The sequence below is a fragment of the Azomonas macrocytogenes genome, from assembly GCF_014191985.1.
Lineage (GTDB): Bacteria > Pseudomonadota > Gammaproteobacteria > Pseudomonadales > Pseudomonadaceae > Azomonas > Azomonas macrocytogenes.
The window spans coordinates 109,028-116,069 of the sequence record NZ_JACHXI010000012.1 but is presented as its reverse complement, the minus strand read 5'-3'; the positions used below and the strand labels follow the sequence as shown (position 1 = coordinate 116,069).

Annotated in this window: 7 protein-coding genes; all 7 read left to right on the top strand. The window is 54.2% G+C overall.

Going from position 1 to position 7,042, the window contains the following annotated elements; all coding sequences use genetic code 11:
* The first annotated feature begins 278 nt into the window (after positions 1 to 278).
* The 7 genes from FHR87_RS12390 to hepT all read left to right on the top strand — a co-directional run bounded on the left by FHR87_RS12390 (position 279) and on the right by hepT (position 6,772).
* A complete protein-coding gene (locus FHR87_RS12390) occupies positions 279 to 419 on the top strand; it encodes a hypothetical protein (RefSeq protein ID WP_183167042.1) in 141 nt (46 codons plus the stop codon).
* Between the two features lie 45 nt (positions 420 to 464).
* A complete protein-coding gene (locus FHR87_RS12385) occupies positions 465 to 884 on the top strand; it encodes a hypothetical protein (RefSeq protein WP_183167036.1) in 420 nt (139 codons plus the stop codon).
* 496 nt (positions 885 to 1,380) lie between these two features.
* A complete protein-coding gene (locus FHR87_RS19730; protein ID WP_183167035.1) occupies positions 1,381 to 3,984 on the top strand; it encodes a flagellin N-terminal helical domain-containing protein in 2,604 nt (867 codons plus the stop codon).
* Positions 3,985 to 4,058: 74 nt separating this feature from the next.
* A complete protein-coding gene (locus tag FHR87_RS12375; protein WP_183167034.1) occupies positions 4,059 to 4,436 on the top strand; it encodes a flagellar protein FlaG in 378 nt (125 codons plus the stop codon).
* Between the two features lie 62 nt (positions 4,437 to 4,498).
* The gene (fliD, locus tag FHR87_RS12370; protein ID WP_183167033.1) at positions 4,499 to 5,905 is read left to right on the top strand and encodes a flagellar filament capping protein FliD; all 1,407 of its coding nucleotides are present in this window, start codon (positions 4,499 to 4,501) and stop codon (positions 5,903 to 5,905) included.
* Positions 5,906 to 5,963: 58 nt separating this feature from the next.
* On the top strand, positions 5,964 to 6,347 hold the full coding sequence (gene mntA, locus FHR87_RS12365; protein WP_183167032.1) for a type VII toxin-antitoxin system MntA family adenylyltransferase antitoxin: 384 nt from the start codon (positions 5,964 to 5,966) through the stop codon (positions 6,345 to 6,347).
* Positions 6,335 to 6,772 carry a type VII toxin-antitoxin system HepT family RNase toxin gene (gene hepT, locus FHR87_RS12360; protein ID WP_183167031.1) on the top strand — a complete coding sequence of 146 codons (438 nt, stop codon included), beginning with the start codon at positions 6,335 to 6,337 and terminating at the stop codon, positions 6,770 to 6,772. The genes mntA and hepT overlap by 13 nt, the downstream gene beginning before the upstream one ends.
* Positions 6,773 to 7,042 lie beyond the last annotated feature (270 nt).

The following is a 7,042-nucleotide window of genomic DNA, read 5'->3' as shown; positions in this document are numbered from 1 at the left end:
CTTGGCTACCTGTCGCCCAACGACTATGCCAGGAAGATGAAGCAGGCCGCTTGACCCCGTGCTTCTTGGCGTCCGTTCTCAGGGGACAGGTTCAACCAAACCCCTCGAAAGAAGCCCCTCCCTCACCTGTAAGGCACGCACGAACACCCAAAGACCAACGCCATCACCACGCCATGAAAAAATCCTAAAGCAAACCACCCGCCCGTCGATAACCCTCATGAAAGCTCTCTAGGCCAATCCCGGCGGTTGCCCAGGCCGGGAGTCATAAGGTTCTCGTCATGGCCCTTACTGTCAACACCAACACCAACACCAACACCAACACCAACACCAACACCGCGTCGCTGAATGTCCAGAAAAACCTGAACAAGGCTTCCGATTCCCTATCCACCACCATGCGGCGGTTGTCCAGCCGGCTGTGAATTAGCAGTGCTACTGCCAGTTAAATCAAATCGGATATATTTTCTATGAAAAAACTAAGTTATTCAGAGCACCTTGATACGCTTATTGCGCTAGTTACTCATTTGGCTATGACTGACTGGTCTGCACGCACTTCACCAAACTTAGCCAAAGCTGTTTCAATTGACCAGAAAGAAGTTGAGACTGTGCTGGCTTCGTTTAAGAGTCTATTTCGTAAGTCAGAGAAAACCTCAAAGAAAACTGGGGCACATTTTTATGCACTGCAGTTGCGTCATGCTAGGCAGTGGCTTGAAGGTGAGGAAGATGAAGAAACAAAGCGTCCACCGCTTGAACAAGAATATTTGAATTCCTTATTAGAGTTTATTTCTAATAGGGCCCAGGAAGAGTCCAGCCGGAGTACTGGGTTAATCTCGGCATGGATCACAGCAGGTGTGTCATTAGTTATTGCTATTATTGCCATAATATGATGGCCCCCGGAGCAATGCCGGAAGGAGGGCACCCCGGCCGCGAAGCGGTCGGGGCCGGATGATCGGGTGCCGTTCTTCTTTGCTTACTTTCTTCTTGGGCAAGCAAGAAGAAAGTAAGTCGCCGTGCAAGGCGAAACCTGTCGCCCACTACAGGGAAAGTGCCACCAGCTTTGCCCGGGTGGAAAACCCGCGTAGGAAAGGTCCAGGCAATTCGCCGCCCGCTCGGTGGACAAGCCTTCGGCGTTGTTCACCCTACACCTGCAGGCCCTGGGGAAAGCACCTCGGCCCCACACGAACCAAACCCCTAGAAAGAAGACCCTTCCTCACCTGTAAGGCACGCACGAACACCCAAAGACCAACGCCATCACCACTCCATGAATAAAATCCTAAAGCAAACCACCCGTCCGTCGATAACCCTCATGAAAGCTCTCTAGGCCAATCCCGGCGGTTGCCCAGGCCGGGAGTCATACCAGCCGACTATCATGAGGTTCTCGTCATGGCCCTTACCGTCAATACCAACATCGCTGCTCTTAATACCCAGAAAAACCTGAACAAGGCTTCCGACGCCCTGTCCACCACCATGCAGCGGTTGTCCAGTGGCCTGAAGATCAACAGTGCCAAGGACGATGCCGCCGGCCTGCAGATTTCCAACCGGTTGAGCAGCCAGATCACCGGCCTGAACACGGCAGTGAAGAACGCCAACGACGGTATCTCTATCGCCCAGACGGCCGAAGGTGCCATGCAGCAGTCCACCAATATCCTGCAACGCATGCGTGAACTGGCGCTGCAATCGGCCAACGGTTCCAACAGCAACGATGATCGCCAGTCCCTGCAGGAAGAATTCACGGCCCTGTCCGGCGAACTGACCCGGATCGCCAAGACCACCACCTTCGGTGGCAAGAACCTGCTCGATGGCTCATTTTCCAGTACCAATTTCCAGATTGGTGCCAATGCCAACGAGACGGTTTCCTTTAGCCTGAGCAATCTGAGTTCTTCGTCGTTGAAGGGGAGTTATAGCAGTGCCAGCGCGCTTAGCACTGTGCAGCAAGGCATGGCTGCTTCGGTTACCGGCTCCGCCATCGGTAGCGCTTCTAACAGTATTTCTAATACTCCTGTTAGTACAACTGGAACCGTGTTTGCTGCATTTGGAGGTAACGCTACTCCAGCTACTCCGCCAGCTATCGTTCAAACTATTACTTTAAATGGTACGAATATTGACTTCGAAGAGGCAGGTGGCAGTGGAACTGATAGTGCTTGGGAACTTAATGATGTAATTAGTAAAATTAATGAGTCTACTGAAAATACTGGCGTAACTGCCAGCGCCGACAACGGCAAGCTGAAACTGACTTCGAACGAAAGCTTCGAAGTCAGCGGCGCGAAGGCCTTGGGTATTAGTGGGGATGATAAAGGTAATTATGTTGCTGTAACTGGGCGGGCTAGCGTCACTGCGAGCGATGCCTTTGGTGAGAACGGTATCATTAGCACTACTGCTAACACTATTAACCTTGGTGCTACAGGCTACACCGCAGACAATATCGCTTTCCAAGTTGGTGATGATCTTGATGCCATCGTTACCCGTATCAACGACAAGGCTACTACTACTGGCGTGACTGCTAGTAATGTAGATGGAAAGCTCAAGCTCGAAGCTAAAGGTGATATTACAGTCAACGGCGGCACTGCTCCTACTAATAATGCTGCTTCAGTGCTCGGGCTGACTGCTGACACTACTAAAGCTGATATCTTGGGTGAGGCCAAGATAACTTCGACAGGGTTTACCATGCCTACTGGAAACTCGTCTATTAGTATTAATGGCACGAATATCTCGGTTCTGACTGGTGATACTCTGTCTATCATTAAAGATCGAATTAACAATGCTGGGCTTGGTGTGACTGCTGATAATTCCAGCGGTTCGCTGGTCCTAACCTCCAACTCCAAAATCACCATCGATGGCGAAAGTGCTGGTCTGACTGCCCTGGGCCTTGAGAAAGGTACTACGCAGGTAGCAACCGGCAATGCTGAGAAGAGCTTTACATTTGGTGCTATCGCGGCTGGAAAAATATCCATCAATGGTACGGAAATCGAACTTTCTGCATCTGACACTCAAGACTCGATCATTGACAAGATCAATGCCGCCGGTGTTGGGGTAACTGCTAAAGCTGTCAGCACTACAGGCATTAACCTTTCTTCGGAAAGCGGGTTCTTGATTGATGGTGATGCTGCTGGTCGGACTGCGTTGGGGTTGGGGGCTGACACCGGCGGTGTGGTCAAGGTCAAAGGCGCTGATGCAGTAAATAGCGGCACTATCTCCGGAGATGCCTCCATTCGTCTTAATGGCGAAACCATCAACTTTCAGGATGGCTCGGATCTCGACGATATCACCAACAAACTCAACCAGAGCACTGATTCGACGGGCGTGACCGCCAGTGTCAATAATGGTCGTCTACAGTTGACTTCCTCTGATGGCAAGGCAGTCAAGCTGGAAGATGCTACCGCCGGCTCGCTGTCCAAACTGGGCCTTAGCGCCGGAACCACTGATGCCAAGCTGGTTACCGGCACTTCGCTCAGCCTGAACGGTACCGAAATCAAGCTCGGTGCGGGCAGCAGCCTCGATACCATCGTCACCTCCATCAACACCGCCAGCACTGGCGTTACCGCCGCCAAGAACGACGATGGCTCGCTGAGCCTGAGTTCGAACAAGAACTTCTCCGTCGCCGACGGTGCTGCCGGTACCGGCCTGGCCGCCCTGGGCCTGACCGCTGGCACCAATACTGCTGTCACCCAGGAAACCAGTGTCAGCGATCTGAGCATCACTTCCGCCGAGGGAGCGCAGATCAGCATCCAGACGCTGGACGGCGCCATTCAGCAGATCGACGGCGAGCGGGCCAAGCTGGGTGCGGTGCAGAACCGCTTCGATAACACGGTCGCCAACCTGCAGAGTATCTCGGAGAACGCCACGGCCTCCCGTAGCCGTATCCAGGATGCCGACTTCGCCGCCGAAACCGCCAACCTGACCAAGCAGCAAACCCTGCAACAGGCGTCCACGGCGATTCTGGCACAGGCCAACAAACTGCCACAGTCTGTCCTCAGCCTGCTGCAATAACTGGCCAAGGGGTAAGCCGAAGGGGGAAAGCACTTGACGAGCTTTTCCTCTTTTTCCGTTAGAGGTGGGTTTTTATGAATATCACGGTACAAGCCTTGCAACCCGGCACCTCATCTACCCATACAACTGCAACGACGGCGCAAGGTATGGCGGCTTCCAAGCCTCTGTCTGGCTTGGGCAATACGGACGCTGCTACGCCGCTTGTCGATCCCGCTACGCTGAGCGCCACTCGCACAACGCTCGACTCGGCTGTCGCGAGCATGCAGGACTTCGCTCAATCCATCGGTCGAGACCTGAGCTTTCGCCTTGATGATTCCACAGGGCAGGTCGTGGTTCAGATCATGGCCAGTGGTTCCGGCGAGCTGATTCGCCAGATACCTTCGGAGGAGGCACTGAAATGGGCGGCCAATATGGATGATTTGCGCAGCCTGCTGCTTCGTGACGAAGCGTGAGTGGCCTGTAATTTGCCATAAACGGAGTAGCCGTCAAAAATCAGTCAAGTGAGGAGTGGTCCATGGCTGTCAGTTCAATTACCGGTCTCGGTTCCGGGATGGATATCGATAAGCTGGTCAGTGCGACGGCTGATGCCGAAAAAGCCCCCAAGCAGGCGCAGATCGACCGCCTGACGAACCAGACGAAAACGACGCTGACGGCCGTGGGGACCTTGAAAAGCGCCCTGGAAACCTTTGAAGCGTCGCTCTCCAGCCTCAAGGCGACATCCGGTAGCTTCGCCAGTTTGAGTGCCAGTTCTGCCGATCCCAAGGTCGCGTCGGTAAGCGTTGGCAAAGGCGCGGTAGCCGGTTCCTACAAGCTGGAGGTCACCAGCCTGGCGTCTGGTTCGAAAGTGGCTTCAGCCAGTATGAGCGGCGGTTCTTCGACGACTTTCGCTTCCGGTGGAAGCTTGAACATCGCTATCGGTAATGCTTCTTACGATGTGGCTGTCAATGCGGGAGCTTCCCTCACGGATATTCGCGATACCATCAATGCCCGGTTATCCAGCGCCGCGGGAATCAGCGCCAATATCGTGAACGATGCCAATGGCTCGCGGCTGGTGCTGTCTTCAGAAACGACGGGCGCTGACACTGACCTGTATGTGACGGGATCTGGCGATCTCGCCGCGCTGAATATCAATGTCGATGCGGCGGGCAATCACAGCCTGACGCAACAAAGCGGTACCGGTGCCGGTTATATCACCAAGGCCTCGAATGCGGCGTTTACGCTCGACGGCCTGGCGATGAGCACTGCCACCAACACCACGACCGCGCTCAGTGGCCTCAGTATCAAGCTGGAAGGGACGGGCAGTTCAACCGTATCGGTTGCTGCCAATACCGATGGGTTGAAAACCTCCGTCGAAAGCTTTGTCACGGCCTACAACACGCTGATTACCGTCACGAATGCCTTGACTAAAGTAAGTGCTTCCGACGACGGCAGTTCCACGAATGCGGCGGCACTGGCGGGCGATGCTTCGGTGCGCACGCTGTTGAATTCTGTCCGCAGTGCCTTGGTGCAACCTTCCAGCGATAGCGGCGGTTTGAGCATCCTTTCCCAGCTTGGCGTATCGACGAGCCGAGATGGCACACTGGCTATCGACGATGACAAGCTGTCCAGTTCCCTGGCCGAGCATTATCAGGACGTTCAGGCGTTTTTCTCCGGCGACAAGGGGCTTATCAAGCGGCTGGGCGATGTAACCAGCGTGTATACCGGCTCGGGTGGCTTGATCCAGATGCGCGAGAACAGCCTGGAAACGACGCAAACCAGCCTGACCAAGCAGCAGGAGGATCTCAATCGCCGTATCGACACGCTGACCACCTCGCTTTATAGCAAATACAACAAGATGGATAGCCTGGTCTCTCAGTTGACGGCAACCAGCAACAGCATCATGACCACGCTCAATGCGTTGAACAAAAAGGATGACGATTGATTGCTGGGGGTGTTGGCGTACCATTCAAAGGCTAGTCATTTCTGCTGTGGAGTACGCCATGACAATCCGTGAGGTGGAAGCTGCCCTGGAGCCTTATCCCGATCTTGTACTGGCTTATGTATTCGGCTCTGTTGCCCGTGGCCGGGCTCGGCCCGATAGTGATGTGGATGTGGCGGTACTGGCGGATGCTCCGCTTGATGCAACGTATAAAGCCCGCTTGATCGAGGATATTGCCTCGGCTACCGGACGACCGGTGGATTTGATCGATCTTGCTGGCGTTGGCGAGCCACTGTTGGGGCAGATCCTGCGCTATGGCGTGCGAATCCGCGGCGATGCTGCCCGGCATGCGCAATGGGTAACCCGTCATATTTTCAACAACGAGGACTTTGTGCCCTATATTGAACGCATGCTGGCCGAGCGCAGACAACGATGGATAGGTTGATTATCGAGAAAAAGCTGGATTCGCTCCAACGTTGCCTGGAAAGGATTCGTAGTAAGGCACCCTTGGATGTCGCAAGTCTGATCCGCGATTTGGATCTTCAGGATGTGCTGGTTCTCAATCTGACTCGTGCTGTTCAACTGTGTGTCGATATTGCTGTACATATCCTTACCGAACGCAGGCAGCCGCCGCCTGAAACCATGGGTAGAGCCTTTGAGTTGCTTGCGCAGGAAAATCTGTTGGACCCGGCACTGGCTCAACGATTAAAGAAGTCGGTAGGTTTTCGCAATCTTGCCGTTCATAACTACGAAGCCATCAACTGGGCGATAGTGCATAGCATTGCCACGCGCAATCTCAAGGATTTCGACGACTTTGCAAGGAGTGTGATCGCCACTGCGCTGACAGGCTCCGGCGATCGGGATGGCTGATGTGCTGTCAGGCGGTCTTGCCTGCAGGCCTTTTGATCGTCCTGGGTGTGCATCCTGAGGTACGGCAACAGCAGGCGTTTCCGAATATCCCGTTTTCCTCGTGCACCAGATCACAAAATCGAGCGTTCGACTTTGCTATCAAAATAATGACTCGGGCAGCAAGACTGGCGACCGTTCGAGCAGCGCTATGCTGCCACCGGGTGCGCTCCTAGCGGGCTTGATTAGGCGGTGAGCCGAATAGCCGGCACAATCAGCTCATATAATGAGCCG